Consider the following 26,210-nt stretch of genomic DNA (forward strand, 5'->3'; position numbering starts at 1 on the left):
AAGTCGCACGTGCCGTATGCCCGGCCCGTTCTGACGGGTCATCAGCATTCACACCATCCCCGGCAGCGCCCTCGGTCCCCTGCCGGGCGACGGCGCACCGGCCATCGGCGTCGACACGTGCGGCATCGCCGGCCGACCGCGGGTCACCCCTGTACGAGGCGGCCTGGCGACGCGGTCGCCTTCCGGACGTCATGGCCCGTCCGCGCGTACCCCGACAGCGCGGGCGCCCCCGCACGAGGCCCGACGTGGTCCTTGCGGACGACGCCCACTCCCCGCGCGATCCGTGACCATCTGTACGAGCGCGGCATCCGGGCGGTGATCCCGCCCGGCGGACCAGCAGGGTCACCGGCGACGACGCGGCAGCCGTGGCGGCGGACCTCCGGCCGTCGCCCGCGAGGCCAACAAACAGCGCGACACGGCCGAGCGGTGCGTCAACCCCTGGAAGCCATGGGGCGGCATCGCTGCCCGCCGCCGGGGACCGCCGCCATCCACCTGGCCGGACGTCACATCGCGGACGTCTTTCCCTGGACCACCCGGTGATCCCGACGAAACCGCCCGTACCTGATCCAGCTCGCTCCGCTCGTCGTCCGCCCGGGCGAAAGGACGACCGCCCGGGTAGTCCACCGGCGTTCCGGTCGTCCCGTGGACTCCGTCAGGGCGTTCTCCGAGCAGGACGTCACCGAAGTCCACTGAGGGAAGAAGGAAAGTACGTACAGAGCATGGAGCTTGTATGAGGCGGGCATCGTCGTTCTTCGGGCTCCTTCCGCGCACGGCTCTTGCTCCGCGAAGGCGGCGTCGTACAACTGTCCGCACGCCGTGACCTTCCGGGGCGTGGCCCAGAGGACGCATCATGGTCGGTGGCCGGGAGTGGGAAACATCGGCCCCGCCCGAAACCTCGTGCACTACCCTGAAGAGCGCACCGACAGCCCCTGCCCGCCATGCTCCGCGGCCCAGCACCACGAGCGGCAGCCAGCGAAAGGATGCGATGCACGCCAACGCCCAGGCTCGTACTCCCGAGGGCAGAGAGCCCGCCCACGCCGCCGCCAAGGCTCCCGCTCGGAGCGGTGGTGGAGCTGCCGGTCTCCTCGCCCTCCAGAGCACCGTGGGCAACGCGGCCGTCGTCCAGATGCTCCGAGCGGCAGGCCACCTCCGGGCCCAGGAACAGCACCGGCACGGCGCCGGCTGCGGTCACGGACGGACCGAACAGGCGGCGGAGGCACAGCCCGCAGTGCAGCGCTCCGCCGTCCATGACATCCTCCGCACCGGCGGACGTCCCCTGGACGACGCGACACGCACCGACATGGAGAGCCGGCTGGGCGCCGACTTCTCCGATGTGCGCATCCACGACGACGCCGCGGCCAGGGCCTCCGCCGCCGAACTCGGCGCCCGCGCCTACACCTCCGGCAGCCACGTCGTCATCGGCGACGGCGGCGCCGACGAGCACACTCTCGCCCACGAACTCACCCATGTCGTCCAGCAGCGCCGAGGCCCCGTCGCCGGAACCGACGACGGCCACGGACTCAGGGTCTCCGACCCCACCGACCGCCACGAACGCGAGGCCGAGGCCAACGCGACACGAGTGATGGCCCGCCCGGCTCGGCAGAGCGCGATGGCGAGTCCCGCCGCTCCACGTGAATCCTCGGCGAGCCAGAACATTCAGCGCATGCCGACGCGCTTCGGGGTCAACAACACGGACAACATGGCACCCCAGCAGTGGCAGAGTTCGGGCCAGTCCACCTTCCTCTCCATCATGTACAAGACCAATGACGGCGACCTGATCGATCTCGCTGTCACGAAGTCCAACCAGTCCCAGACACATGGAAACGAGCACGCCGAGGACGTGGCGCTGCGCATGATCCGGGAAAACCTCGGGATGTTCGCGCCCGGGCAGAGGAACCACCTGGTCCTGAACGTCACCAAGTCGCCCTGCACATCGACCGCCCGCGGTGCGCTGCCGACCACGTCGAACAAGCCGACGGGCTGCACCGAGGAGCTGATCGGTCTGGTGACCGCCGGACTCCAGGCCGCCGGAAACCAGTACGACTTCGACTTGGAGCTGATCTGTCGCGGCCTCTACGCGCCCCTTGTTCCCGGCCAGTCACAGGCGGATGTTCTCGATGCCTCGCAGGCGGCGGTGGAGGCCATGAAGGCGACCGGCCACATCACGGTGTCCGGCGACGTTCGTCCGGCGTCCTCGGCAAACCGATTCGAGGTGAGGGACTGACCGGTACGGGCCTGCAAGGGCCTTGCCGCACAGTCGGTGGCCGTTGGAACTGGCGGATTCCCCGGTCGGCACGCGCGGCGTTTTGCCATGCCATTGCGCATGGGTACCGGATCTTCCGCCATGGTCCGACCTGGCCGGGAAGCGGCGGACCGGGAGGCGCCTTCGCCGCGGAGCCATGCATCCGCATCGACAAGGGAATCCGCTGGGCCGTACGTTCGCTCACCGCCGCAGCCCGGCCGAGCGACCGGGCCGAGGGCGTCAGTCCCTCACGCCGCGCGCGATTCGGTACAGCACGTTCGGACGCAGCGGCCCTTCGGGCGCGGTGGGGTCATCGAAATCGTCAGCCGGGTCGCGGGTCATGCCGATGCGGCGCATCACGGCTCGGGAGCGGAGGTTCGCGGCAGTCGTCACCGCAAGGATCTCGGGGAGTCCCAGCGTCTCGAAGCCGAAGGCCAGAGCGGCCAGGGCGGCTTCGGTGGCGTATCCCCGGCCCCAGGCGGAGCGAGCGAGCCTCCAACCGATCTCGACCCCCGTGAACGGCATGCCGTCATCCACCTGGTCCAAGCCCGCGAAGCCGATGAACTCGCCCGTGGCCTGCGATTGAACTGCCCACCATCCATAACCCCGCTGGTCGAACTCGGCCTGGAACCGTGCCACGGAGGCATCGCTCCGTTCACGGGTGAGCAGGTCGCCCAAGTGCTCCCGAACCTCGGGATCGGCGTTCATCGCCGCCCACGGTTCAAGGTCGGCATCCTGCCACCGACGGAGCACGAGACGATCGGTACGCAGTTCAGCCATGCTGCCCAGCCAACGTGAGCACCGCCCCCGAGGCAATCCCTTTTCCTCTGGGCCGCTACGGCCGTTCACATGAGGGCGGGGCTTTCGTTGCTCCGCGAACTCCCTCAGGTCGGTGATGGTGATCGGCCGGGTCGGGTCGCGGGTGACCCGGTCACGCAGGCCCTCCAGCGGCCCGCTCCCCCACCCCCAAGGGCGCACCCGTAGGCCGGGAGGACCGCCGTACGGGCCACGTACATCCACCGGGCGTCACACTCCTCGGCAACAGGCCGAGGCGTACCCGGGCACCGCACCGGACGTGTCCCCCGCCTGCCCCGTCGACGACCGACGCCCACGGTGACGCCTCTCCCGCCACCGGGCCGAGGCCGTCGTCCCGCCGCCGCCGCCGCCCGGCACGTCGCCGCACACGAATCCGCCGTTCGGCCGCAGCCGCCCGCCCGGGTCCGGGCACACGGGCGAGCCATGCCGCCGGGTGCCCGTGGCAAGCGGCCGGTAGACTCGACGGCCGTGGCGGATACCCAGTACGAAGACCTGTTGCGGCTGGTGCTCACTTCCGGGGCGGTCAAGGCCGACCGGACGGGCACCGGCACCCGGAGTGTCTTCGGGCACCAACTGCGCTACGACCTCTCGCAGGGGTTCCCGCTGGTGACCACCAAGAAGGTCCACCTGCGGTCCGTCGTGTACGAGCTCCTGTGGTTCCTGCGCGGCGATTCGAACGTCGGCTGGCTGCAAGAGCACGGCATCACCATCTGGGACGAATGGGCCGACGCGAACGGCGAGCTCGGCCCGGTCTACGGAGCACAGTGGCGCTCCTGGCCCACTCCGGACGGCGGCCACATCGACCAGATCAGCGGGATCCTCGACATCCTGCGCCGCGATCCGGACTCCCGCCGGATGATCGTCTCCGCCTGGAACGTCACCGAGCTGACCAGGATGGCACTCGCGCCGTGCCACGCCTTCTTCCAGTTCTACGTGGCCGACGGCAAGCTCTCCTGCCAGCTGTACCAGCGCAGCGCGGACCTGTTTCTCGGTGTCCCCTTCAACATCGCCAGCTACGCCCTGCTCACCCACATGGTGGCGCAGCAGACCGGTCTGGAGCCCGGCGACTTCGTCTGGACCGGCGGCGACTGCCACATCTACGACAACCACGTCGATCAGGTGGCCGAGCAGCTCTCGCGCGCCCCGTTCGAGTTCCCCCGGCTGCGTCTGCGGCAGGCCGACTCGCTCTTCGACTACGCCTACTCCGACGTGGAGGTGCTCGGCTACCAGCACCACCCGGCCATCAAGGCCCCGGTCGCGGTGTGAACGCCGGACCGGTCCGGGCGCCGGCCGCCAACGGCGCGACCGGCACGGACACGGCGGTTCCCTGCTGACGGCCGCCCGAGGCATGGCGCACGGCGAGGCAACCCCCGCACCGGGTCCTCCCGCCTTTCCATGCGCCCCCCGAACGTGAGCGGATCACGGCGGCGCGCACGCACGACCCCACGGCTCCCCCGCGACGTCCCGGTGGAGATCGCGAGACCGCCTGCCCCTCGCCGCCCGTCCCGGCGGACGCCTGGAGGCGTCGCCTGCGGTTTGAGCGGCGACACGGCGTGGCGGGGCTCAGCCTTGCGGCTCCTGCGGCTTGACGTCGAGCTCGCGCAGGCCCTGCTCCTTGAGCTCGGTGCGGGCCTCCGTTCGGTGGCCACGGGCGATGTAGTCCCGCACGATCGCCTCGATCGCGTCCTGCGGTGATCCGATCCCCGCCAGGACCATCACTTCCACTACCAGTTCCGCGTCGAGACTGATGTTGACCTTGGCCACCGTGCCCCCTGTCGCATCCGCTTCCGCACTCTAGCCGCTCATCGTTGCGTGGCTCGCGCTCAGGATCCGATCCCGGTGAGGACCCCCGGTCCGTCCGGATCATCGCCACGCGTCCGCCACGGGGGCCGGCGCCTGCCTCGCGGTCCCGGGTGGGCCCTCCGAGCGGCTCGGCGGGTCGCGGCCAGGCGCACGGCCTGTCTCGCCGAGCGGCGACGGACTCGCGCCTCTGCGCGTCACCGCCCGGGAGGCCGAGCGACCGCCTCGTCGTACAGGCGGAAGAGACGAGGCAGCGGTGCCGGAGCGTCCCCGACGACGGGGAGCGCCCGGAGACCGGCCCAGCACTTCCGGACGAGGCCCCGGGCACGGCTGCCGGGCCAGGGCCGGGGCAGCAGTTCCGGGGGGAGCAGCGGGTCCGGGGTCATGGCCCGGCCGAACTCCGCGGCGAGTTCCACGGCCAGGGTGAGCCGTTCGGTCCCGGACAGGTCCGCTCCGTGGGAGAGCCGGCCCTCGCAGGACTCGGCGAAGCCGGTCAGGCGCTCGTACCGGTGGGCGATCTCTTCCAGTGGCCAGACGGCGGCGGCCAGTGGGCGAGGTTCGTCGATCTCCCCGATGCGCAGGTCGGTGCTGGTGAGGAAGGTGACAGCGTCGAGCAGGCCGAGATGACGGGCCTGGTTTTCGATCACCTCGGCGATGGGGTTGGCCGCGACGTACAGACCGCCGTGGACCGGGGCGGCGCCCAGGTGCAGCAGGGTCTCCCGCAAGGTGTTGCGAGCGGCACGGCGCTCTTCGGGTACGGCGAAGGCGAACAGGTGCCAGGTGCCGTCCCAGGGGGCGAGTCCATGGTCCTGCCGGTAGGCGTGGCGGACGTGGTCGGCGTCGGGGGCGATGGCGTCGGTCGTGGCGGCGCCGACGGTCCGGAGCACCGCCCTGCGTCCTCGGCCGTCCTGCGTGAACCGGCCCTCGGCGACCAGGCGTTTGACGCACAGACGGACCTGCTGGTCGCTCATCCCGAGGAGCCCGGCGACCGCGTAGAGCTCACCGGCGTCGACGGTCCCGTCCTCGCGGACCAGGGCGTGCACGAGCAGCCTCGTGGGGATCTCCGGGCGGGTCGCGTGGTCCTGCGGTTGGCGGTTCATCGGGGACTTCCTCCACTCAGGTCATCGGGGGTGACGGGCCGGAGCATGGTGGTGACCGCGCCGAACCCCATCAGCTTCTTGAGGAAGGGCGTCCGTCGGGTGCGTACGGCCCGGAAGCCGTGGCGTTCGTAGAGGGCCCGGGCGCGCGGATTGACGTCGATGACGTCGAGCCGGATCCGCGAGCAGGCGCTCTCCGCGGCCACGGCGGCGACCTCGCGCAGCAGCAGGCCGCCGATGCCCGCGCCGCGATGCGCCGAGGCCACGCAGATCCCGTCCATCACGAGTTCGCCCCGGGTCGGCTTCCGGATGAACAGGGCGAGAAGGATGAGTCTGGGCACTCCTCGCAGGGGGCCGTAGCGGGCCAGCACGTCCCGCGCCGAACCGCCCAGGAGTGCGCGGCCCTTGAGGTCGTAGCCGGCGACGCCGATGACACCGCCGGTGTCGTCGAGCACGACGATGCCGCGGTCCCGGTGCAGATGGGCGGCGAGGAACGCCCGTCCCCGCCCGGGCGGGCCGAGTGCGGTGTCCAGCTTGCGCCCGAACGCCTCCCAGTACAGGGCGGCCACCTGCCGCTCGGTCCCTTCGGGGATTCTCCGGCACAGGCGGGGAGCGCCTCTGCCGTACTGGTCCGTCGATTTCCGCGATGGGCCCATGTCCGCCTTCCCTCTTTCTCCCGAGGCCGGAATGCCGCCCTCGCCCCTGCGGCGTCGGCGTCAGCGCCCTCCTCGGCGACGACCATAGTACGCTCGTTCCAGGAACGACCGTTATCGATACGATAGTTTTACGAAGTGCAGCGAGCATGGCACCACATACGGCGGGCCCCGGGCGCCTGTGCCCGGCGAGGGAGGGCGGCCGGACGGCGTGGCGCCCTCGCGGACACCGACCCGGCACCCGTGACGCCACGCCCACGGCCCGCTGGAGTCGCCGTTGTGGGCCCCGCCCGCGCCGTCGACACCAGCGTGGCGCCCGCGTGGCCGGACCCGGGTGGCCGGCCACCCGGCCGCGAACGCCTTCGCACGTCACTTCCGTCCACCGACCGAAGAGGAAGGACACATCACCATGCCCGGCATGGAAGCGAAGACCGTGATTCGGCAGAAGACGTCCCATCGCGTTCTGGTGGCGGCCGGATTTCCGGTCCTGGGGGCGGCGGCGGGATGGCTGCTGAAACTTCTGGCGAACTCGGCCGCGTCCTGGCCCTGGATTCCGTGGGAGGGGCCGGTCGAGCTCGTCAACAGCGCGCCCGAACCGGCGGTGACACTGGTGAGTCTGCTGATCGGCGCCCTGGCCGGTGGCGTCCTCGTGCTCATGGCCGAGCACGGCTACGTGACCGTCACCATCGAGGACGACCAGGTCACAACGGATCGCGGCGACTCCGGCCACCGGGTTCCCCGAGCCGCCGTCCACGGGGTGTTCGCCGACGGCAGGCAGCTGGTGGTGCTCGGCGAACGGGGCGAGGAACTGGCCGTTGAGCGCAAGAACGAGGGCGCGGACCTGCCGTCGGTCGTGAGGCTCGCGGAGGGCTTTCGAGCACACGGGTACCCGTGGCTGCCGCACGGGGATCCCTACCGGGACGCCTACCGGCGATGGGTCGAGGACATGCCGGGTCTGCCGGTCGGCGGCAACGCGCTCCTGAAGGCACGGACCGAGGCCCTGAGGAAACGGGACGAGAAGAACATCGCCGAACTGCGAGAGGAACTGGCGAAGCTCGGCGTGGTCGTGCGCGACTCGGACAAGAGGCAGTGGTGGCGGCTCGTCCAGCAGACGGACGGCCGGAAGGGCGACCGCCGCGGACCGTGAGCTCGAAGCCCCGACGAGGGCACGGCGCGGCGCCCCTTCACGCCGCGTTCCCGCCCCGTCGGGCCGGGCACCACGCGCGACGGCGCGAGGCGCCTGAGCGGACCCGGGCCGCCCGGCCCGGTTGCGGCCGCCCTGTCCAGCGGCCGCTCACCACCGGCACCACGGGCCCCGGCGGCACGGCCCCCGCGACCTCCGGGAGCGGAGGCCGCCCCGCCGGCAGCGGACGCGGTCATGTGTGCGGCGGAGCGGGGGGCGGACGTACGGGAGGAGACGAACGGGGCGGGGCGGCCGACGGGTCCGGTACGGGCTCCGAGGCGTGGACAGCCCGGGCGGCTGCTCAGCGGGCGGGGCGCTGCCGCGGGTCCGGGCCGCCGGGATCGTCCTCACGTCCGTTCTTCCGCAGTCGGGCCGCGACCATGGCTTCGAACGCGTCGGCCGCCAGTTCGGCGTACCGGGCGAAGTCGGTGTCGTCACCGGCGGCCGCGGCCACCCGGAAGCCGTCGGTGAGGGCACGCCCCATGATGGTCACGTCGTGCGCCAGCTCCGCCGCGACGTCCTCCGCCAGCTCCGGGTAGGAGGCCCGGACCCGGGACTCGATGAACCGGAACATCTCCTCGCGGATGGCGAGGTACCTCTGCCGGGCGAGGTTGTCCTCCAGCCTCCGCTCGAAGGCGAAGACGAGGCCGATGCTCCAGAACGCGGCGGCCGGGTCGGCGAGGCTTCCGGAAGCCGCCGCGGAGTCACCGATGGTGCGTCGCAACAACTCGCGCATGTCGCGGACGGACGCGTAACTCTCCCGCCAGACCTCGAAGCAGTGGTCGAGCAGGGCGACGAAGAGCTGCTCCTTGTTCTGGAAGTGCCAGTAGACGGATCCGATCGGCAGGCCCGACGCGCGGGCGACGTCGGCCATCGTCGTCCCCTCGTACCCGGCCTCGACCGCGCGGGACAGCACCGCCTCGAGAATCGCCCGCCTCGACACCTCGGACGCCTGGTGTGTCTTCCGCCTCGTGGCCATCGGTCCCCTTCCTCTTCGGACTGCAGTTCTACCAAATCCGCACCGGCTCTTGACACCGGCGCCGGCCGCTCGTCATGGTAATGCCCATTCTAGAACCAAGGCTCTAGAACCACTCATCCAGGATGCTTTCGACGGACCGCGGCCCGGCGCGCGGTCCGCTCCTCCCGGCCGGCCACTGCGATGGCGCGTGCCCGCCCTATCCCGAGACAGGGAGACCTTCATGAGGATCACCGACCACATCGCTCACGAGAAGATGAGCGGTCTGCAGATCCGCGCCGTCGTCATCGCGATCGCCCTGATCGTGCTCGACGGCTACGACGTCTCGCTCACGTCGTTCGCCGCCCCGTACATCGAGAAGGACTTCGGGGTCTCCAAGGCCGAACTCGGGCTCGTGATGTCGGGCGCCCTGATCGGCATGCTGATCGGCTCGATCGTCGTCGCGCCCCTCGCCGACCGCATCGGCAGACGCAGGATGGGTGTCGTCTCCACGGTGACGATCGCGGCCGGCATGTTCATCGGCCCGTTCGCGACCCCCGAGACCGGCACCGGCCCGCTCGTCCTGAGCCGCGTCGTCACCGGCGTCGGCGTCGGCGCCCTGGTGGCCGTGGTCGGTGTCATCCTCGCCGAGTACACCGGCAAGCGCGTGTACGCGCTGGTGATGGCCGTCTACGCCGCCGCGATCAACATCGGCGGGCTGCTCGGCTCACTGCTCGTGGGGCCGATGCTCGGCACGCACGGCTGGCAGTTCGCCTGGTGGATCGGGTTCGCCCTGAGCGCCGCCGCAGCGGTGGCCACCTTCGCGTTCCTGCCCGAGTCGCTCGTCTGGCTCTCCGAGGGCCGCCGCACGGACTCGCTGCGACGGCTCAACGTCCTCCTCGGGAAGATGCGCCGCCCCGCGCTCGACGCGCTCCCGGAGCCGGAATCCAGGGGCGTCACGGCGAAGGGCTCGCTGCGCACCGTCTTCACCGGCCGGACCGGCGTCTCCACACTGCTGATGATCCTCGGGTACGTCGCCTACATGCTCAGCTTCTACTTCATGACCAACTGGGCGCCGAGCACCGTCGCGACCGCCAACGACGACCCGGCGCTCGCCCCGCGGCTCGTCACCGCCTTCAGCGTCGGCGGCATCCTCGGCAACGTCGTCTTCGGCTTCCTCGGCGGCAGGTTCAACGTCCGCCTCCTCACCCCGGTCTTCCTCGTCCTGGCCACCGCCGCGCTGTCGTTGTTCGGCATCGCCGGCCCCGGGATGCCGACCGCCTGGTGGACCCTGTTCACGGCGTCCTTCTTCGTCTGCGCCGGTACCGCCGCGTTCTACGCGATCGTCCCGACGCTCTATCCGACGCTGGCCCGCTCGACCGGATTCGGAGTCGTCATCGGCGTCGGACGGTTCGGCGGCATCGCGGCGCCGATCGCCGGCGGCGCCGCCTTCGACGCCGGCCTGGGGATGGGCACGGCCTTCACCGTCTTCGCGCTGCCCATGCTCGTCGCCGGTCTGTGCGTCCTGGCCCTGCACCTGCGCCTGCGCCGCTCCGAGGCGCCGGACGCCACCCCGTCCCCGCTCGCCGACACCTCCGCGTAGCAGCTGTCCGCCACTCCAGAGAAAGGGGAACCGCACCATGACGCTGGCCGTCACCGCGCTCTCCCACGCTCCCTCCTTCGGCAGTGTCGACCCCGGTGGGGAGACCTTCGCCGAGATCACCGCCGCCCTCGACGAGATCAGGGGGTTCGTCACCGCGTACGACCCCGATCTGGTCGTGGTGTTCGGGCCCGACCACTTCAACGGCCAGCTCTACTCCCTGATCACCCCGTGGGTGATCGGCGCGGTCGCCGAGGGTGTCGGTGACTACGGCACCACCGCGGGGCCGCTCCCCGTCGACGGCGGCGCCGCGCGCGCCCTCCACGCGGCGGTGCTGGGCGAGGGCGTCGACATCGGCCGCAGCGAGCGGATGACGGCCGACCACGGCCTGGTCCAGCCGCTCGACTTCGTCTTCGGGAAGGACTTCACCCAGCCGATCGTGCCGGTGTTCGTGAACGCGATCGGCCTGCCCCTCTCCCCGATGCGGCGGGTGCGCCTGATGGGCGAGGCCTTCGGCCGGGCCGCCCTGGCGATGGACCGGAAGGTGCTGTTCCTCGCCTCGGGCGGCATCTCCCACAGCCCGCCGATCCCCCGCTGGGACGGCGCCCTCGACACCGTGCGCGAGCGCCTGGTCTCCTACGCGCCCTCCCCCGGGGAACGGCACGAGCGTGAGCGGATGATCGTCGGGGGCATCCAGGCGATCGCCGACGGCACGGCACCGGGCGACCCGCTGAACGAGGAATGGGACACCCTCGTCCTCGACGTCCTCCGCTCCGGCGACCTCACCCCCGTCGACGGCTGGGAGAACGACTGGTTCACCGCCGAGGGCGGCTCGGCCGCGCACGAGATGCGCAGCTGGATCGCCGCCTACGCGGCCCTGTCCGCCGCGGGCCCGTACCGCGTCGCCGTCGACCGCTACTGGGCGGTCGAGAAGTGGGGCGCGGGCTTCGCGATCCAGGCGGCGGTGACCGCGTGAGCCGGGCGGCGGGGACGCGCCTCACGACCTTCTGGGAGGGGATCGCGGACCTGGAGCACACCTTGCGGTACGTGGACGCCGGCGGCTACCGCACCCGGGTCCTCGACTTCCCCGGGGCCTCCCCCGACGCGCAGACGGTCGTCCTGGCCAGCGGCACCAGCGGCCACATCGAGGCGTGGACGCAGAACGTCCGCGCGCTGGTGACGGCGGGCTTCCGGGTGATCGGCTACGACTACCCGGGCCACGGGTACACCTCGCCGGCCGACCGGCCGCTGGAGATCCGTGACTACGAGGAGCACCTGCTCGCGCTGCTCGACGCGCTGGCACTGGAGCGCGTGCACCTCGCGGGCGAGTCCCTCGGCGGCTGGCTCGCGCTGAAGTTCGCGCCCAGGCACCCCGGCCGGCTGCGCACCGTGATCCTCTCGGCGCCGGGCGGCCGGGTGGTCGGGGAACCCCAGTTGGACAGGGCACAGTCGGTGAGTGCCCGCGCGGCCGAGGAGCCGACCTTCGCCAACGTCAGGAAGCGCCTGCAGGTCGTGATCCACGATCCGGAGAACATCACCGACGAACTCGTCCGCGTCCGCCGGGCGATCTACGCCCGCGAAGGGTTCAGCATGGCGTACGTGTCCGCCCTGCGGGAGCCGGAGCGCCGCCGGCGCAACCGGGTGACGGACGACGACTTCGCGGCGGTCCCGGTCCCGGCCCTGATGGTGTGGACCGACCACGAGCCCACCGGCGACGAGGCCGAGGGCGAGCGCCTGTGCGGACTGCTCCCCGACGGCGAGTTCCTACTGATCCGCGGCGCCGCGCACTGGCCGCAGTGGGAGGGCGCCGCGGAGTTCAACGCCGCTGCCGTCGCCTTCCTCAAGAAACACGCCTGACGAAAGGACCACCGTGGGCATCCCCCAGGAGACCGTCACCCGGATCGCGCGCGAGCTGTTCGAGGCGAAGCGCGACGTGCGCACCGTGCCCCGAGTGAGCCCCCGGCTCCCCGAGCGCGACCTCGACGCGGCCTACGCGATCTCCGCCGAGTTCGCCGCCCTCCGGGAGCGTGAGCTGGGCGTGCGGCGGGCCGGCCGCAAGGTCGGGCTGACCAACCCGCTCGTCCAGCGGCGCGTGGGCATCGACGAGCCCGACTACGGCATCATCCACGACGACATGGTGCACGCCTCGGGGGTGCGCCTCCCCCTGTCCCGCTACAACAACCTCCTGATCGAGGCCGAGGTCGCGTTCGTCCTCGGGAGCGACGTCCTCGAGGCCACGCGCGAGGCCGTCGAGGCCGCGATCGACCATGTGACCCCCGCGTTCGAGATCGTCGACTTCCGCTACGACGGGCCGGTCGGGCAGATCGTCGACACCATCGCGGACAACGCCGGCTGCAGCGGCGTCGTCCTCGGCGAGCAGCGCCATCCGTACGGCGGGACCGATCTGTCCCGCGTCGAGATGGTCATCACCGGCGGCGGCACCGAGATCACCCGCGGCGTCGGCGGCAACGTGCTCGGGGACCCGGTCAACGCGGTGGTCTGGCTGGCCGCGACCGCGATCCGTACCGGCGAGCCGCTGCGCGCCGGAGAGGTACTGCTGTCCGGGTCCATCGGCTCCATCGAGCCGTGGCCCGCCGACGTGGAGTGCGTCGCCACCATCACCGGACTCGGTCGCGTGGTCGCGACCGCGGACTCGAAGGGCTGAACATGAACGGCTACTGTCCCGTGGACGCGGTCACCCGCGCCGAGATCGAGCAGCTCGTCACGGAGATGCTCTACCGCCTCGACCACGACCTGGCGGACACCGCCTGGGAGCTGTACACCGAGGACGGCGTCTCGGTCGGCCCGATGGGCGACATGGACCGCGAGGCCATGAAGGACTGGGGCGCCCGGCGCGCGCGGCGCACCGACATCGTCGGCCGCCACTTCATCGGCGGAATCCGTCTGGTGTGGGACGGCGAGGAGGTCGAGGGAACGGTGCAGTACCTCACCTTCCGCGACACCAACGAGCCGCGGACGCAGCCCGCCTCGGTCGGTGAGTTCCGCGAGCGCTACCGGAGGGTCGACGGCCGGTGGCTGTTCTCCCGCCGTGAGATCACTCCGGTCTTCGGCGGCGGGGCAGCGGCGGCGCACGCCGCGCGGCTGGCCGGGCGGGAAGGGGCGGCGCGGTGAAGCGGGCGGCTACCGGCGCGGGTAGGCCGGTTCTGTACCACCAGACGGTGCCCTCCTTCTCGATGCCGGAGTGGGCGGTGGCCGCCGGCTACGACGGGGTGATCCTCGACCTCCAGCACGGTGAACTGGGGCTGGAGGCCGCCTGCGGGATCCTGCGCTCCCTCCCGCGGCGGAACGCCTGCGCGTACGCGCGCGTGGGCTCGCTGGATCCCGCCTCCGTCCTGCGGCTGCTCGACAGCGGGGCCCGCGGTGTCATCGCACCCACCGTCGAGTCCCGTGCCCAGGCCGAGGAACTGGTCGCCGCGGCCAAGTACCCGCCGGTCGGCAACCGCAGCCTGGGCCCGTCCAGACCGGACCTGTACCCGGGTGACGTGTACACCGAGGCGGGCAACCGGGCGGTCTCCGCCATCGTCCAGATCGAGACGAGGACCGGTGTCGACCGTGCCGAGGAGATCGTCTCCGTGCCGGGCGTGGACTCGGTCTACATCGGGCCGGCCGATCTGGCCGTCTCCCACGGCCTGCCCGGGCGGGGCGACTGGGAGGACGGACCGGTGCGCGAGGCGATCGCGCACCTGCGCGAGGTGACCACCGCGCACGGCATCACCCTGGGCGTCTACTCCGGGCGGCCGGAGTACGCGGCCGGCCTCTTCGCGGACGGCCTCGTCGACTACGTGGGGCTGGGCATCGATCTCGTCCTGCTGAACCGCGCGTTCGGCGACACCCTGGCCGGGCTGGACCCGTCCCGTACCGCTGGGAGCGACTCATGACCGAGACCTGCGACGTACTGGTCATCGGCGCCGGCCCCGTCGGCCTGACCCTGGCCAACCTGCTCGGGCAGCAGGGCGTCGGCGTCCTCGTCGCCGAGCGGGAGCACCGGCTCGTCGACTACCCGAGGGCCGTGGGCATCGACGACGAGGCGCTGCGCGTGATGCAGACCGTCGGCCTGGTCGACGAGGTGCTTCCGCACACCATCCCCGACCAGAAGATCTACATGGTCAACGGGGACCGGGCGATCCTCTCCGAAGTGAACCCGACGACACGGGAATTCGGCTGGCCGCGCCGCAACGGCTTCGTGCAGCCGCTGGTCGACCGGGTGCTGCTCGACGGCCTGGACCGCTTCCCCGACGCCACCGTGCGCTTCGGTGCCGAGGTCGTGGACCTGGCCGAGGAGGCGGACGGGGTGGTCGCCACCCTCGCGGACGGCGGGACGGTACGCGCGCGGTACGCGGTCGCCGCCGAGGGCGGAGCCTCCCCCACCCGCAAGCGCCTGGGCATCTCCTTCGAGGGCGAGACCCGGCCGACCGACGGCATCGTGATCGACGTCGCCAACGACCCGATCGGTACGCCCCACGCCGTCTTCGGAGGGGACCCGGCCCGCAGCTACGCCTCCATCGCGCTGCCCCACGGCATCCGGCGCTGGGAGTTCACGCTCCTGGAGGACGAGACCGCGGCGGACATCGACGACGACGCGTACGTCCTCGGCCTGCTGGCACCGCATGTGCCGGACCCGTCCGCGCTGGACATCATCCGCCGCCGGGTCTACCGGCACCACGCCCGCGTCGCCGGGCGGTTCCGGCACGGACGGATCCTCCTCGCCGGTGACGCCGCCCACGTCATGCCGGTCGTCGGCGGCCAGGGATGGAACTCGGGCATCCGCGACGCCTTCAACCTCGGCTGGAAGCTCGCCGCCGTCGTCCGGGGCCTCTCGGCCGACGGGCTGCTGGACACGTACGAGACCGAACGGCTGGGCCACGTCACGCAGATGGTGGCCGTCTCCCTCGACATGGCGAGGGAGATGACCGACCACGATCCGCGCAAGGCCGCCGAACGCGACCGGATCGCCGCCGGCCGCACCCCCGAGGAGCGGGAGGCGCAGAAGCGGCAGGCGTTCAAGCCGCAGCCGAGGTTCGAGCGGGGCGTGGTCGTGCACACACCGCTGCCGACGCTCAAGACGCTGCCCGACCGTGATGTGCCCCGTCTGGCCGGGTCGCTCCTCCCCCAGCCGAGGGCCACCGACGCGCATGGCGCCGAGATGCTGCTGGACGACGCGACCGGGCAGGGCTGGCGTGTCCTCACCTGGAACAACGACCCGGCGGTGCTCCTGTCGGCCGGGCGGCGGGCGGCGCTCGACCGGCTCGGCGCGCGCCTCGTGCAGGTGGTGCCGAGGGTGCAGTTGCCGTGGGCGCGCAAGCGGGCCGCCCCCGGCGTCACCGTCGTGGGCGACCTCGGCGGCGAGTCGGGGCTGCAGGCGTGGTTCGACGCCCGTCCGGTCGGCGCGGTCGTCGTCCGCCCCGACCATGTGATCGCCGCCGAGTGCCTGGCCCAGGAACTCGACGGCGTCGTGGCCCGGGTACTGGACGCCGCCTGCGTCGGCTGACCGGCCCGGGGCGGGGACGGCCGTCGGCCCGCCGTACCGCCCCTCGCCGGATCGTGGCCCCGCGGCGGCATGGGGCCACGGCCGGCAGGGGCGGCGCGGGGGAGGGCCTCGCCGGCGGCACCGCCCGGATGCCGCGTGGTGGGCCGGTCCGGGGTGGTGTGGCGAGCCGGGGTGGCACCCGCGGTGTGGGGGAAGTCCGCCGGTGGCCCCGGTGTTCAGGTCAATGCGGGGACGCAAACACGTCACGGCCCGGCGGAGCGACTTCTTCCGTGCGGCCGCGGTGTCAGAGTTCGGTGGGGGTGCCCGGCCGGGCACCGTCGGCTGAACTACCTGACTCAAGGAGTTCGCTCATGAGGAAGAGAGTCGCCGCACTTCTCGCGGCAGCCGCCATCACCACCCTGACACTCGGCAGCCAGGCGAGTGCGGCCCCCTCGCACGACTCCCCGGCGACCGCCACCGGGACGGCGGCGGTGCGGTCCGTACTGGCCGACCAGACACGCTATGCGCCGTTCACCCTCGGCCGGGGCGAGTCGCTCAGCTCCGACACAGCGCGGCTGACCATGCAGACCGACGGCAACCTCGTCATCTACGACGAGTTCAACCGGGCCCGCTGGGCCTCGAACACCGTCGACCGGGGCTGGTCGGCCATCCTCCAGGGCGATGGCAACTTCGTCGTCTACACGGCCTCCGGCAAAGCGGTATGGGCCTCCGACACAGCCGGTCACCCGGGCTCCCGCCTGGTCGTCCAGAACGACGGCAACGTGGTCGTCTACGACGGCAGCAGGGCCGTCTGGGCCTCGGGCACGAACCACTGAACCGCCTCGCCCGCCTCCGCCGAGGTCCGGCGGGCCGATTCGGCCCTGTCGAGGATGCGGTGGCCGGCGGCGCGGACCGCCCGCGGCACGACCGGGGCCGGTAGGCACCGTTCACGGTCCGGGGCCGAACGCGGTTCGAACCCGGATCGAACCCGCTGAGCCCCTTCGCAGTCCACCGAACGCGCGAGCGGCCTTCGGCTGGTCCCCCGCTCCGTCACGGAGCCGGGGGAATCAGCGCGAAGGCCGTGGCCGCGGGTTCGGGGCGTCAGGGCGTCCCGCGGGGTGCGTCCGCGGAAGCCGTCACGCTCACCGTCGCAGCCGTACGCCCGCCCGGCCGCTCGGTGTCCGGGTCACCCCACGGGTACGTGGTGCGTCTCCTGTTCCGGGGCGGTCGGCGTGGACGTGGCGGGTGTACGGATGAGGGCCGAGGCGACGACGGCGCCGGCCAGCAGGGCGACGGCGGCACCGATGTACACGGCCGCGTAGCCCTCCACCCCCGTCGCCTCGTAGGTGGTCCGTCCTCCGCTCGCGCCGATGAAGAGAGCGGTGAAGATCGCCAGGCCGATGGAGCCGCCGATCTGCATCAGGGAGTTGACGACGGCCGACGCCGCCCCGGCGTCGTTCCGGCCGACGCCGGTGAGGGCGACGTTCTGGACCGGGACGACAACCCCGGAGAGGCCGATGCCGATGAGCAGCAGACCCGGGAACACCTCCGCCCAATAGGAGCCGTCGACGGTGAGCCGGGACAGGTAGAGCATGCCTGCCGCGGCCACCACGAGTCCCGCGGTCATGACGTACCTGCCGCCGAAACGTTGGAACAGTCGCGTGGAGACGGAAGCCATGGCCATCGTCGACACCGCCATGGGCAGCGTCGCGAAGCCCGCCAGAAGGGGAGAGAGCTCAAGGACGATCTGCAGGTGGTACGCCTGGAAGAGCGTGGAACCGATGTACACGGTTCCCACTACCGCCTGGACGAAGAACGCTCCGGCCCTGGTTCGGTCGCGCAGGATCCGAAGGGGAAGGATGGGGCCGGCGGTCCTGGACTCGATGACGACGAACAGTGCGAGCAGTCCGAGTCCCAGGGCAAGGAAGACAACCGTGGCGCTCGAGGTCCAGCCGTCCTCGGCCAGTGTCAGGCCGTAGACCAGGCTGCCGAATCCGAGTGTGACGCTGATGCCGCCCCACAGATCGTGCCCGGCCCCCGAACCCGTCCTCGACTCCTTCAGGAACATCACCGCGCCGACGACACCCAGCACGGTGAAGGGCAGGTTGACCAGCAGGCACCAGCGCCAGCCCGCAAACTCGGTGAGGATGCCGCCGAGCGCCAGCCCGACGGTCGCTCCGGAACCGGCCACGATTCCGAAGATCGCGAACGCCGTTCCCCGCTCCTTGCCGGACGGGAAGATCACGGTGAGCATCGAGAGGGCGGCGGGCGCCAGCAGGGCGGCGAAGGCACCCTGGATGCCCCGCGCGATGATCAGCTCGGTGCCGCTGCCCGCCAGCCCGCCCCATGCCGACGCCGCGCCGAAGCCGACGATGCCGGCCAGGTAGCTCCGCCGCCGGCCCCAGGAGTCGGCGATCCGGCCGCCCAGGAGCAGCAGGGAGCCGAAAGCCAGTACGTAGGCGGTGATCACCCACTGCCGCTGCGAGTCCGTCAACCCGAGCTCGCGCTGCACCTCCGGAAGCGCGACATTGACGATCGTGGCATCGAGGACGATGACGAGCTGAGTCATCGAGATGACCGCCAAGGACCACCAACGACGTGGCTCGGGCGCGGCGAAGGACATAACGAAACCCTCCAGTTTCATCATCTGCATGAAGCCGGAGGTTTCGAGCCTCGGACCGGCGTCCCAGGGCGCCAAGCCATCCTTGGCCATGTGACCAAGCGGATTGGCAGGCTATCAAACCCGCGGAACGCACGCGTCCGGTCCACGGCTCCCGGACCGGGGCTGACGTGCACCCGGCCGGTGACGAGCACGTCCTCCCGCTGCTGACCGGGCCGCCGGGGAGCGGGCGGGGTGGTGGTACCGAGGGTGGTGCCATCGGGGCCGTGGTACCGAGCGGGGCGGGCCGGTGCGCTGCGGACGGCAGCGGCCTTCGGGGCCGGCGCGGCGGCCGGGCCACTGGGATCCGGCAGGGGTTCCCCGGCCGGATCCGCACGGCGCGGAGGGCGGGCCGCCGGGGCGGAGGGCGCGGCCGGTGAGGGGGCTGGGGCTCCCGCTGAACGCCGTAGCTCTCCGGGCGAGCGGCATCCGGGCTTCAGGGGACCCCCGCTGTGCGCGACCGCGGTGACCCGCGCGGCGGCGCACCGGCGGGACCCGTCGGTGCGAGGGTCTGGCCCGCCAGGGCGGAAACCGGTAGCCCGGCCCCGCCGCGCCCCTCTCATGCCCGGCCGCAAGCCGCCGCGGTCCACGATCTTTGCGGGGGTCGCGACCGCACTCGGATCACGGTTCCGTCCCGACCCCCTCCTCCCGCGCCCTGGACCATGCTCTGCGGGGTGCCGCCCGGCCGCCCTCGGGTCCGGGGAGTCCCGCGTCGTCGGTGCCGGTCCGCCGGCCCCCGGCCCCCGGTCCCGGCAGTCCCAGGGCCCGAAGACTGCCGGGTGCCGCACAGGCGGGCGCGGAGCGGGCGGTGGCACCATGCGCGCATGGCCATGGACCGGGAAGTGAGCGTCCGCCCTCCGCGCAGGCGACCCCTGTGGGTGGTCGTCGGGGTGGGCGCGGCCGGGGCGGCCCTGGCCGCGGCGCGCCTGGTGCACTCGGGCCGGTTCGTGGACTGGTGGGTGGGCGGAGGACTGCTGGCCGCCCTGGTGGGGGTCGTCTTCCTCCACTGGGTCTCCCTCGATGTGGGCGCCGACGCGTCCGGCGTACGGTACGGCTCGCTGCTGCGCCGTCGCCGGAGCTTGGCCTGGGGCGACATTGCCGACCTGCGCGTCCGCGTCCAGTACGGACGGCACGGGGAGGAGTACTTCCGCATCGAGGTGCTGCTGCGCGACGGGCGGACCCGGCGGCTGCCGCTGCCGGTGTCCGGTTCCCGGAACGACCGGCCGGACTTCGACGAGAGACTGGACGCGCTGCGGGCCCTGCACCGTCGGCACGGGGACCCCGATTCGGACCACCTCGTCGTGATCTCCAGGCACACCGCGGGGCGCGGCGCCGCCGTGTCGCTGGTCCTGTGCGTGCTGCTGCTCGCGGGGGCGGGACTGGCCGCGTCCTTCGTGCCGGTCGCGGGGGCGGCCGAGGAGGCGTGGGACTCGGCCGGCCCCTGCGCGGCCACGGCGCCGTCCACGGAGCGCGAGGAGTGCCTCACCACCTTGCCGGCGGTGATCGCCCGGACCGAGGTGGGCAAGGGGAAACGGCCCAGCCGGCTGTACTTCGCCGACGGCCGGCCCGTGGACCGGGTGGCGGTCCCGCGGGAGGACGCCGAGGGATTCCGTACCGGCGACCATGTCGAACTCACCCTGTGGCGGGGGCAGGTGCGGGTGGTGACGGGGGAACACCGCGTGTGGCGCGAGCACTTCACCGGCGCCGGCCCGGTCGCCGTGGCCGCCGCCGCGCTCGCCCTCGCGGGCTGCTGGCCGGGGGCCCGGGTGGTGCAGCACCGGCGCGCACGCCGGCTTCCCGACGACGAGATCGTGCCGTCGGCGCTGCCGTTCGCGGGTGTCCTGGTCGTCACGGCGCTGTGGCTGCTGCCACTGTGCTACCTCCACCCCATGGGCCTGCCCTCCTCTCCCGGGCCCCTCGCCTGGGCGGCCGCGGGGACGCTCGGCACGCTGGGCCTCCTGGTCCCGGCCTGGCGCGCGACCCGGATCCGCACGCCCCGGGGTTTCGCCTCGGCCGGGGCGACGCCCCGGGATTCCGCCGACGAGGACGTGTTCCTCGCCGCCCGCTTCCTGGAGAGCACCGACTACAACCCGAACCACTTCGGCACCCACGTCCTCCTCGGCGCCGGTCCGCCCGCCGTCGTCCCCCACCCCGGCCCGGGCCGGTTCGCGGCACGGCCGATTCCGGTGCACCGGCTCACCGTCCAGGGCGTGCGGCGTCCCCGCGGCGGTGACGGTGACGGGGTCCCCCGCGGCTGGCACGTCGCCGAACTGGACGACGCGGGCGAGCCGGTGCGCCTCGCGGCGGCCCCGGCCGACCTGACCCGCGTCCTCCGCGCCCTGGACACCGCGGGCACGTCCCCGGACGTCACACCCTCGGATGCCTGAGGCCGGCAGGCCCCTCGATGCTCCTCCCTGTACCGGATGACCGCTTCGGGCCCGGCCTGGGTCGCCGCGGGAGCGCATCTCCGGCAGGAGTTCGGCCTCGCCCCGGCCCGGCGGGGACGCCCTAAATGCCCGACCGGTTACAAGGGTTGAGGTCATGAGCAGCAGCCCGGCAGATGTCGACGCGTGTCGCCACGACCACGGAACACGGACCCGGTCGCCGGGGGCAAGACCGCCCCCGCCATGTGACCGGTGCCCGCGCCGGGTGCGGTCTCCTGGCCGGAGCCGGGATGTCGGTTCCCCACGTGATGGTCAGTCCGGGGCGGCAACTGCTGTCGGGCCGTGTACCCGCTGCCCCCATCGCCTCCGAGAGGGGCAGGCCGCAGCCGGACCGGAAGGCCGTCGGCCGGGCCCCGCAGCCCGGGCCCGGCCGGTTCGCGAGCGCGATGACCGCGCCACGGGCCCGCGAGCAGATCGCGGCGGCGCGCTCGCACCGCACGCAGCCCTCCCGCGACATCGTGGCGGGCATCGCGTGATCGACCCGGCCGCCTCGGTGTGCGGAGTGATCGACGTCCACCCCGGTCATCGCCGGGTGACGCGGGAGGGACGGCCGGCGGGCGGCGGTGATGTCCGCGCGACGCCGGGTGAACTCGTCCAGCAGGGCGTACCGCACGGCGGCGAGGGCGCCGGTGAGGGGGCCTGCTGCCGAATCCCGACGAGGTCCCTGCCCGCGCCTCAGGGCCGCATACCCCGTCAGCCCGCCGGGGCGCGGAGCGCCGCGCGCGCCGGGAGGGTGACGGCGAACAGGGCGAGGCCCACCGCGGCCGCGGCGAAGGACCCGTACACGAGCGGGGGTACGTAAGGGTCCTCGCCGGTCAGACCCCGCATCATCGGGACCAGGGTGGCCGCGGCGATGGCCGTGCCCAGGGCGATGCCGGTCACCGCCACCAGGAGTCCTTCCCAGCGCAGCATGCCCATCACCTGGCGCCTGGTGGCGCCGACGAGGCGGAGCATGCCCAGCTCGCGGCGACGGTCGAGGACGGTCATCACGAGGGTGTTGACCGCGGCGACGGCGGCGAAGCCGCCCAGGACACCGGCCATGGTGTAGTTCGCCCAGGCGTTGAGCTCGCGGTCGGTGGTCCGCTCGAGGGCGTAGCCGGACGCGTCGGTGACCTTGCCCAGCGGGGCAAGGGCCCCGGCGTCTCCCCCACGTACCAGCACTGTGCTGTCGAAGCCCGAGGTGACGTGGGCGGCCAGGGAAGCACGGTCCATGGTGACGGCCGCGAGACCCAGCCCGCGACCGTACACGGCGACCACCTCCGGGCTGGTCCCGGTGCCGTCCGGGAGGTACATCGGGAGCTTGTCGCCGACCTCGACGCCGGCCGATGTGGCGAGCGTCTCGCCGATGGCGATACGGCCCTTGCCGACACGGTCCAGGCTGCCGCTGCGCACGTCGAGGTCCTGCACCTTCGCCAGTTGTGCGCCGGAGCCGGAGATGCCCTGGATCGCCGAGCCCCGCAGCCACCGGTCGTCTCCGGAGCCGACGGGCACGAGCACCTGCGCGTCGAGCAGGCCCACGGCCGCGTCGACCCCCGGTGCGCGGGCGGCCCGGTCCGCGGCGTCGGCGGGCAGCCCGACGGGGTGCGTGATCACGTGATCCGCGGTGACGCCGGCGCGCAACTGCTGTGCGGCGACGTGGTTCTCGCTCGTGTGCATGAAGGCCAGCACCGAGGCGAAGGCCATGGCCAGCACGATCGGGGTGATCGCGGAGGCCAGCCGACGGGCGTTCGTACGGGAGTTGGCGGCGGCGAGCGAGGCCGCGGCGCCGCGGCCGCTCAGCAGCAGCCCGAACAGCGCCGCGCACAGCCACGCGACCAGCGGGCCGAGCAGCGCGACGGAGAACATGAACAACATGATCACGCCGAGGGCGGCGTTGGCCGCGTCCTCCCCCGCCGACCGTGCGGCGACGGCGGTGAGGAGCCCGCCGCCGACGAGGGCGCCGAGGCCCAGCACGGAGCGGATCAACCCCGGCCGCAGGCGCTCCACCGACGCCTCGGCGAGTGCCTGCCCCGGCTTGATCCTCGCCGGCCGGCGCCCGGCCGCCCAGCCGGCCGCGAGCGCGGTCAGCAGCCCCATGCCGACGGCGACGACGAGCGGGACCCAGGAGACGTACAGGTCCACGGGCTCCGGGATGGCCCCGTGGTCCTTCAACTGCCCGAACCACCAGTGTGCGAGCCCGATCCCGGGCAGGCAGCCGACCAGTCCGGCGAACGGCGCGACGAGCAGGGCCTCGGCAGCGACCGCGCGGCGGATCTGCCGCGGAGTGGCGCCGACGGCGCGCAGCAGTGCGAACTCCCGGGCGCGCTGGGCGAGGGACAGTGCGACCGTGCCGGACGCCGTGAAGACGGCGACCAGGGCGGCGATTCCGCCGAAGGATCCACCGAGTCCGGTGAGCGCTTCCTTGGCATACGCGAGCCCGCGGTCCTCGACGGCGCCCCGGTCCTCACCGGTGTGCACCTCGGCTCCGGAGCCGGCGAGCGCCTTCTTCACGCCGGCGGCGAGGACGTCGGCGTCGGCCCCTGCCCTGGCCAGTACGGCGATGGCGTCGGCCTTGCCGGGATGCCCGGCGAGCGCGGGAGCCTGGACGTCGGCGAACCAGCCGATGGCGCTCCCGGCCACATCACCGGGTCCGGCCTTCGCCAGACCGGAGACGCGGAAGTCGGCCCGCCCGCCGGCGGTTCGGAGCGCGACCGTGTCACCGACGCCGGTCTTCGCGGCCCGAGCCGCGGCCGTACCGAGCACCACCTCGCCGGTGCGGGGCGCGGCCCCGGAGGTGAGCGCGGCACCGGTGAAGGCGTGCGATCCCCAGCCGTGTCCGGTCAGCGCGCCGTCACCCCGGAGCACCGGGAACGTGAAGTCCGGCACCGCCGCTTCCACATCGGGCGCGTGGGCCGCCCTGCCGGCCAGCGCGACGTCCACACGTGCCGTGTCCGGCAGCGCGCTCGCCACCTCGAAGCGGCTGTCGCCGCCGCCCACGACGAGGCGGGCGTACTGGTCCGCGGCCACCACGACCGGCGCCTTCGCGTACCGCTTCGCCGGCACCGAAGCGCGGGCGCCCGTCTCCAGGAGGATGCCGCAGGCCGAGACGATCAACGCCGCCGTCATCAGCGCGACGAAGGTACCGACGAACGACGCCGGTTTGAAGCGAACGGCCGCGCGGGCGAGGCCGTTGGGGGCGAATCTCCTCACGCCGCGGCCCCTGTCGTCGCGCCCGTACGAGAGGTGAGGGCCGCCATGCGCGCGGCGATCTCCTCCGCCGGGCCCCGTTCGAGGCCGCCGGTGAAGACGCCGTCGGCGAGGAACAGCACGCGGTCGGCCCAGGCAGCCGCGACCGGATCGTGTGTGACCATGACAACGGTGGCGCCGAGGGTGTCGACCGCGTGCCGGAGCAGGCCGAGGATCTCGGCAGCGGTGCCGGTGTCGAGGGCTCCGGTGGGCTCGTCGGCGAAGACCACGTCCGGTCGGGTGACGAGGGCGCGGGCGATGGCCACACGCTGCCGCTGGCCGCCGGAGAGCTCGTCCGGCCGGCGCTTCGCCTTGTCGGCGAGGCCGACCCGCGCGAGCATCCCGTCCGCCTTGCGGCGGTCCTGGCGCTGCCCGGCGAGGCGCATCGGGAGCAGCACGTTCTGTTCCACGGTGAGGGAGGGCAGCAGGTTGAAGGCCTGGAAGACGAAGCCCAGGCGGCTGCGGCGCAGTTCGGTGAGCCGGTTCTCGCGCATGCCGGTGATCTCCGTGCCGCCGAGGCGTACGGAGCCGGCCGACGGCCGGTCGAGGCCGGCGGCGCACTGCAGGAACGTGGACTTGCCGGAGCCGGACGGGCCCATGACGGCGGTGAACGTGCCGCGCGACAGGGCGAGGTCAATGCCCGCGAGGGCGTGCACAGCGCTGGTGCCGCGCCCGTACTGTCGGCGAACGCCGCGCAGTTCGACGGCCGGCCCATGTGTTCCCCGGGCCTCCACCGGGTCGTCCGTCCGATGTTGCTTGCCGCTGCGCCGCCTCATGCCGTCCTCTCGCGATCTCTTCGAGCCGATGACGCAAAGCTACGGATCCCCGGCCGTCGCGGACCATGGCGGCTGCTGGCGGACCGGGGGTGGGGATAACCCGAGGCCGGGCCGGGAAGGGGGCGGAGGCACATCCCTTGGGCACCGTGGCGCCGGACCCTGATGGTCCGGAAAGGGGACGAGGTCCGTGTGCGACGTCAGTCTCCGTACCCGGAGGCGTTCCGGGGGGGCGCCGTCGCGCTGTGTCGCGCGGCAGGCGGAGGTACGCGGCCGTGGCCGCCGAGCCGGGGACCGCCGGGGAAGCGGTGCGGCGTGGGTCCGCAGGGGCACTGACGAGTACGTTTCGGCCCTGTGGAGCGGGAGAGGGCCGGAATGCCGGCCCGGCGAGTCCGACCGGTTGCGGGGCTGAGCCTGGCTGGAGCTGAGGAGGGGGCCTCCGCCGTGGCCGACGGCCTCCCAGGTCACGGCGCCCCGGATCCGACGGCGCCATGACCTGGGAGGCCGCTTCCGCTGGAAGACCGTGCGAAGGTGACTCTGCCTACGCGAGTTCCTTCCGCATCAGCGTGCACATCGTCTCGTGGCGGCGCAACGACCCATCAGGCGCTCGCTCGTCCCACGAGTCCGGCTGACGGCCGTACGCGACATAGCCCAGCCTCTCGTAGAGCGCACGTGCCCGGAGGTTGCTCTCCTCCACGCCGAGTTCGGCCTGCCGAAGACCGCGGGTCCTGATCCGCAGTTCCGCGGCTTCGACGAGGAACGTGCCGATCCCGCACGACTGCAACGCGGGATGGACTGCCAGCTGCCACAGCGTGCCGACCCCCTTCTTGACCCGGTAGTCGACACCGCCCTTCGCCACGGGGATGTCCGTCGCGGGGCAGACCGCGAGGTAGTCGACCTCGCCGGCCCGGACACGTTCCAACTGCCGCGCGACGCCCGCCAGGTGGTGGTCCGATCCTGCCCACCCGCACGACGCCAGGTCCGCATGCGTCAGATCACGGGCCGACAGCTTCAACACGACGTCGGTCATCTTCCGTACCTCCGGCAAGCCAGCATCCACGCCGATCACACCGGGCGCAAAGGCGTTTCCCTGCCCACACTCCTGGCTCACCGCCGGCCGGTTCGTCACCGCGTTCGCTTCCCGGCCTTCGCGCTCGGCGCGCCCGTCCTCGCGGCCGGCCGAACCGCTGTCCGCGCAGATTCGTGCTGTGCGGCGGGCCGGCCGCGTTCCTACCGGCCGAGGCCGGATGGGCGCTCACGCCCGGACCGGGCGTT

At 72.7% G+C, this 26,210-nt stretch carries 22 protein-coding genes; 13 read left to right on the top strand and 9 right to left on the bottom strand.

Going from position 1 to position 26,210, the window contains the following annotated elements; all coding sequences use genetic code 11:
• The first annotated feature begins 985 nt into the window (after positions 1-985).
• Complete coding sequence (locus ACZ7LB_RS26705; protein ID WP_471471765.1) at positions 986-2,224, top strand: eCIS core domain-containing protein; 1,239 nt, start codon at positions 986-988, stop codon at positions 2,222-2,224.
• A gap of 258 nt (positions 2,225-2,482) precedes the next feature.
• Here the strand turns inward: ACZ7LB_RS26705 and ACZ7LB_RS26710 are convergent, their stop codons facing one another.
• Positions 2,483-3,022 (bottom strand): GNAT family N-acetyltransferase, encoded by a 540-nt coding sequence (locus ACZ7LB_RS26710; RefSeq protein WP_471471766.1) that lies wholly within the window; start codon positions 3,020-3,022, stop codon positions 2,483-2,485.
• A gap of 504 nt (positions 3,023-3,526) precedes the next feature.
• Between ACZ7LB_RS26710 and ACZ7LB_RS26715 the strand changes: the two genes are divergently transcribed.
• Positions 3,527-4,324: a thymidylate synthase gene (locus tag ACZ7LB_RS26715; protein ID WP_471471767.1), complete on the top strand. Its 798-nt coding sequence runs from the start codon at positions 3,527-3,529 to the stop codon at positions 4,322-4,324.
• Between the two features lie 297 nt (positions 4,325-4,621).
• Here ACZ7LB_RS26715 and ACZ7LB_RS26720 read toward each other — a convergent pair whose 3' ends face one another.
• The 3 genes from ACZ7LB_RS26720 to ACZ7LB_RS26730 form a co-directional block, all read right to left on the bottom strand.
• A complete protein-coding gene (locus ACZ7LB_RS26720) occupies positions 4,622-4,822 on the bottom strand; it encodes a type II toxin-antitoxin system VapB family antitoxin (RefSeq protein ID WP_471471768.1) in 201 nt (66 codons plus the stop codon).
• Between the two features lie 233 nt (positions 4,823-5,055).
• Positions 5,056-5,958 carry a PaaX family transcriptional regulator C-terminal domain-containing protein gene (locus ACZ7LB_RS26725; protein ID WP_471471769.1) on the bottom strand — a complete coding sequence of 301 codons (903 nt, stop codon included), beginning with the start codon at positions 5,956-5,958 and terminating at the stop codon, positions 5,056-5,058.
• Complete coding sequence (locus ACZ7LB_RS26730; protein ID WP_471471770.1) at positions 5,955-6,524, bottom strand: GNAT family N-acetyltransferase; 570 nt, start codon at positions 6,522-6,524, stop codon at positions 5,955-5,957. Before ACZ7LB_RS26730 ends, ACZ7LB_RS26725 begins: the two co-directional genes overlap by 4 nt.
• Positions 6,525-7,026: 502 nt before the next feature.
• Between ACZ7LB_RS26730 and ACZ7LB_RS26735 the strand changes: the two genes are divergently transcribed.
• Positions 7,027-7,755, top strand: coding sequence for a YqeB family protein (locus ACZ7LB_RS26735; RefSeq protein WP_471471771.1), 729 nt, complete (start codon positions 7,027-7,029; stop codon positions 7,753-7,755).
• 337 nt (positions 7,756-8,092) lie between these two features.
• Here ACZ7LB_RS26735 and ACZ7LB_RS26740 read toward each other — a convergent pair whose 3' ends face one another.
• Positions 8,093-8,770, bottom strand: a complete 678-nt coding sequence (locus ACZ7LB_RS26740; protein WP_471471772.1) for a TetR/AcrR family transcriptional regulator — start codon at positions 8,768-8,770, stop codon at positions 8,093-8,095.
• A 220-nt stretch (positions 8,771-8,990) separates the two neighbouring features.
• Between ACZ7LB_RS26740 and ACZ7LB_RS26745 the strand changes: the two genes are divergently transcribed.
• From ACZ7LB_RS26745 to ACZ7LB_RS26780, 8 genes are all read left to right on the top strand, one after another.
• Positions 8,991-10,349: an MFS transporter gene (locus ACZ7LB_RS26745; protein WP_471471773.1), complete on the top strand. Its 1,359-nt coding sequence runs from the start codon at positions 8,991-8,993 to the stop codon at positions 10,347-10,349.
• A 37-nt stretch (positions 10,350-10,386) separates the two neighbouring features.
• Complete coding sequence (locus ACZ7LB_RS26750) at positions 10,387-11,322, top strand: 3-carboxyethylcatechol 2,3-dioxygenase (RefSeq protein WP_471471774.1); 936 nt, start codon at positions 10,387-10,389, stop codon at positions 11,320-11,322.
• Positions 11,319-12,203: an alpha/beta fold hydrolase gene (locus tag ACZ7LB_RS26755; protein WP_471471775.1), complete on the top strand. Its 885-nt coding sequence runs from the start codon at positions 11,319-11,321 to the stop codon at positions 12,201-12,203. The genes ACZ7LB_RS26750 and ACZ7LB_RS26755 overlap by 4 nt, the downstream gene beginning before the upstream one ends.
• Before the next feature lie 13 nt (positions 12,204-12,216).
• Positions 12,217-13,011: a 2-keto-4-pentenoate hydratase gene (locus tag ACZ7LB_RS26760; protein WP_471471776.1), complete on the top strand. Its 795-nt coding sequence runs from the start codon at positions 12,217-12,219 to the stop codon at positions 13,009-13,011.
• A 2-nt stretch (positions 13,012-13,013) separates the two neighbouring features.
• Positions 13,014-13,478, top strand: coding sequence for a nuclear transport factor 2 family protein (locus ACZ7LB_RS26765; RefSeq protein WP_471471777.1), 465 nt, complete (start codon positions 13,014-13,016; stop codon positions 13,476-13,478).
• 47 nt (positions 13,479-13,525) lie between these two features.
• Positions 13,526-14,245, top strand: a complete 720-nt coding sequence (locus ACZ7LB_RS26770) for an HpcH/HpaI aldolase family protein (RefSeq protein WP_471471778.1) — start codon at positions 13,526-13,528, stop codon at positions 14,243-14,245.
• Positions 14,242-15,855, top strand: coding sequence for a bifunctional 3-(3-hydroxy-phenyl)propionate/3-hydroxycinnamic acid hydroxylase MhpA (gene mhpA / locus ACZ7LB_RS26775; RefSeq protein ID WP_471471779.1), 1,614 nt, complete (start codon positions 14,242-14,244; stop codon positions 15,853-15,855). The genes ACZ7LB_RS26770 and mhpA overlap by 4 nt, the downstream gene beginning before the upstream one ends.
• A 350-nt stretch (positions 15,856-16,205) precedes the next feature.
• Entirely contained in the window at positions 16,206-16,670 is a 465-nt protein-coding gene (locus ACZ7LB_RS26780) for a hypothetical protein (protein WP_471471780.1), read from the top strand.
• A gap of 350 nt (positions 16,671-17,020) precedes the next feature.
• On the opposite strand, the gene ACZ7LB_RS26785 is transcribed toward ACZ7LB_RS26780, so the two are convergent.
• The gene (locus ACZ7LB_RS26785) at positions 17,021-18,547 is read right to left on the bottom strand and encodes an MFS transporter (protein ID WP_471471781.1); all 1,527 of its coding nucleotides are present in this window, start codon (positions 18,545-18,547) and stop codon (positions 17,021-17,023) included.
• Between the two features lie 770 nt (positions 18,548-19,317).
• Here ACZ7LB_RS26785 and ACZ7LB_RS26790 point away from each other — a divergent pair.
• Both ACZ7LB_RS26790 and ACZ7LB_RS26795 read left to right on the top strand, forming a co-directional pair.
• Positions 19,318-20,880 (top strand): PH domain-containing protein, encoded by a 1,563-nt coding sequence (locus tag ACZ7LB_RS26790; protein ID WP_471471782.1) that lies wholly within the window; start codon positions 19,318-19,320, stop codon positions 20,878-20,880.
• Positions 20,881-21,167: 287 nt separating this feature from the next.
• Complete coding sequence (locus ACZ7LB_RS26795; protein WP_471471783.1) at positions 21,168-21,413, top strand: hypothetical protein; 246 nt, start codon at positions 21,168-21,170, stop codon at positions 21,411-21,413.
• A 217-nt stretch (positions 21,414-21,630) separates the two neighbouring features.
• Here the strand turns inward: ACZ7LB_RS26795 and ACZ7LB_RS26800 are convergent, their stop codons facing one another.
• The 3 genes from ACZ7LB_RS26800 to ACZ7LB_RS26810 all read right to left on the bottom strand — a co-directional run bounded on the left by ACZ7LB_RS26800 (position 21,631) and on the right by ACZ7LB_RS26810 (position 25,965).
• A complete protein-coding gene (locus ACZ7LB_RS26800) occupies positions 21,631-24,126 on the bottom strand; it encodes an ABC transporter permease (protein ID WP_471471784.1) in 2,496 nt (831 codons plus the stop codon).
• Positions 24,123-24,938 carry an ABC transporter ATP-binding protein gene (locus ACZ7LB_RS26805; RefSeq protein ID WP_471471785.1) on the bottom strand — a complete coding sequence of 272 codons (816 nt, stop codon included), beginning with the start codon at positions 24,936-24,938 and terminating at the stop codon, positions 24,123-24,125. Before ACZ7LB_RS26805 ends, ACZ7LB_RS26800 begins: the two co-directional genes overlap by 4 nt.
• A gap of 538 nt (positions 24,939-25,476) precedes the next feature.
• The gene (locus tag ACZ7LB_RS26810; RefSeq protein ID WP_471471786.1) at positions 25,477-25,965 is read right to left on the bottom strand and encodes a GNAT family N-acetyltransferase; all 489 of its coding nucleotides are present in this window, start codon (positions 25,963-25,965) and stop codon (positions 25,477-25,479) included.
• Positions 25,966-26,210 lie beyond the last annotated feature (245 nt).

This window comes from Streptomyces sp. NPDC107521 (assembly GCF_055598485.1).